Below are 2,500 nucleotides of genomic sequence, written 5' to 3'. Positions count from 1 at the left end.
CAAACTTCGTGATAGCTGGTTCTCCCCGAAATGCATTTAGGTGCAGCGTCGCGTGTTTCTTGCCGGAGGTAGAGCACTGGATAGCTAATGGGCCCTACAAGGTTACTGACGTTAGCCAAACTCCGAATGCCGGTAAGTGAGAGCGCGGCAGTGAGACAGTGGGGGATAAGCTCCATTGTCGAGAGGGAAACAGCCCAGACCATCAGCTAAGGCCCCTAAGCGGTGACTAAGTGGAAAAGGATGTGGAGTCGCAGTGACAACCAGGAGGTTGGCTTGGAAGCAGCCACCCTTGAAAGAGTGCGTAATAGCTCACTGGTCAAGTGATTCCGCGCCGACAATGTAGCGGGGCTCAAGTCATCCGCCGAAGCTATGGCATTCATGCGTTAACTCGGCCACGAATGTGGTCCAGGTGTGTGGATGGGTAGGGGAGCGTCGTGTCGCGAGTGAAGCTCCGGAGTGATCCAGGGGTGGACGCGACACGAGTGAGAATGCAGGCATGAGTAGCGAATCACGGGCGAGAAACCCGTGCGCCGAATGATCAAGGGTTCCAGGGTCAAGCTAATCTGCCCTGGGTAAGTCGGGACCTAAGGCGAGGCCGACAGGCGTAGTCGATGGACAACGGGTTGATATTCCCGTACCGGCAAAGTAGCGCCCATGACGAACCCGGTGATGCTAACCACCCAAAGCCTTGGTGACCGATCCCTTCGGGGTGAGGCGCCTTGGTGGAGCGTGGGACCCGATCCGGTAGTAGTCAAGCGATGGGGTGACGCAGGAAGGTAGCCCAACCTCAGCGATGGTTGTCTGGGGGTAAGCATGTAGGGGAGACGATAGGCAAATCCGTCGTCTTGTGTTCGATCACGGCCCTGAGATGTGATGCCGAGCCCGTATGGGTGAAGTGGGTAATCCTATGCTGTCGAGAAAAACCTCTAGCGAGCTACGCGCCGCCCGTACCCCAAACCGACTCAGGTGATCAGGTAGAGAATACTAAGGCGATCGAGCGAACCATGGTTAAGGAACTCGGCAAAATGCCCCCGTAACTTCGGGAGAAGGGGGGCCGGATACGTGAACCACCTTGCGTGGGGAAGCGTTGAAGGCCGCAGAGACCAGGCCCAAGCGACTGTTTACTAAAAACACAGGTCCGTGCGAAGTTGTAAGACGATGTATACGGACTGACTCCTGCCCGGTGCTGGAAGGTTAAGGGGACCGGTAAGACACTTCGGTGTCGAAGCTGAGAACTTAAGCCCCAGTAAACGGCGGTGGTAACTATAACCATCCTAAGGTAGCGAAATTCCTTGTCGGGTAAGTTCCGACCTGCACGAATGGAGTAACGACTTGGGCGCTGTCTCAACCATGGACTCGGCGAAATTGCAGTACGAGTAAAGATGCTCGTTACGCGCGGCAGGACGGAAAGACCCCGGGACCTTTACTATAGTTTGGTATTGGTGTTTGGTTCGGCTTGTGTAGGATAGGTGGGAGACTGTGAAGCATTCACGCCAGTGGATGTGGAGTCAACGTTGAAATACCACTCTGGTCGTACTAGATGTCTAACCTAGGACCATTATCTGGTTCAGGGACAGTGCCTGATGGGTAGTTTAACTGGGGCGGTTGCCTCCTAAAATGTAACGGAGGCGCTCAAAGGTTCCCTCAGCCTGGTTGGCAATCAGGTGGCGAGTGTAAGTGCACAAGGGAGCTTGACTGTGAGACAGACATGTCGAGCAGGGACGAAAGTCGGAACTAGTGATCCGGCGTCGGCATGTGGAAGCGGCGTCGCTCAACGGATAAAAGGTACCCCGGGGATAACAGGCTGATCTTCCCCAAGAGTCCATATCGACGGGATGGTTTGGCACCTCGATGTCGGCTCGTCGCATCCTGGGGCTGGAGTAGGTCCCAAGGGTTGGGCTGTTCGCCCATTAAAGCGGCACGCGAGCTGGGTTTAGAACGTCGTGAGACAGTTCGGTCCCTATCCGCCGCGCGCGCAGGAAACTTGAGAAAGGCTGTCCCTAGTACGAGAGGACCGGGATGGACGAACCTCTGGTGTGCCAGTTGTCCCGCCAGGGGCACGGCTGGTTGGCTACGTTCGGAAGTGATAACCGCTGAATGCATCTAAGCGGGAAGCACGTTTCAAGATGAGGTTTCCCACCGGGTAACCGGGTAAGGCCCCCAGCAGAACACTGGGTTGATAGGCCGGAGGTGTACAGCAGCAATGCCTAGCCGACCGGTACTAATAGGCCGAGGGCTTGTCACACAAACCCTCAACAAAAACCTACAACGCGCAGACGAACACACATGTTCGCGTCCACTAACCACACAAGAGCAAACTCAATACAGAGCTTGGTCAAGCCCCACGTGCACACCCCGTGGCCGGCTTGCACCGCAAGAGTTACGGCGGCCATAGCGAAAGGGAAACACCCGGTCCCATCCCGAACCCGGAAGTTAAGCCTTTCAGCGCCGATGGTACTGCAACCGAGAGGTTGTGGGAGAGTAGGACGCCGCCGGACAT

General features: G+C 56.2%; 2 rRNA genes (1 of these 2 cut by a window edge). Both read left to right on the top strand.

Annotated elements, in window-relative coordinates:
• A 23S ribosomal RNA gene (locus N542_RS0100340) occupies positions 1–2,245 on the top strand (it extends 900 nt beyond the left edge of the window).
• Positions 2,246–2,381: 136 nt separating this feature from the next.
• Positions 2,382–2,498, top strand: a 5S ribosomal RNA gene (rrf, locus tag N542_RS0100335).
• The last annotated feature ends 2 nt before the right edge of the window (positions 2,499–2,500 follow it).

The organism is Nocardioides sp. URHA0020 (assembly GCF_000620705.1).
In the GTDB taxonomy this organism is placed as follows: Bacteria; Actinomycetota; Actinomycetes; order Propionibacteriales; family Nocardioidaceae; genus Nocardioides.
This window is presented reverse-complemented; position numbering and strand designations above follow the sequence as displayed.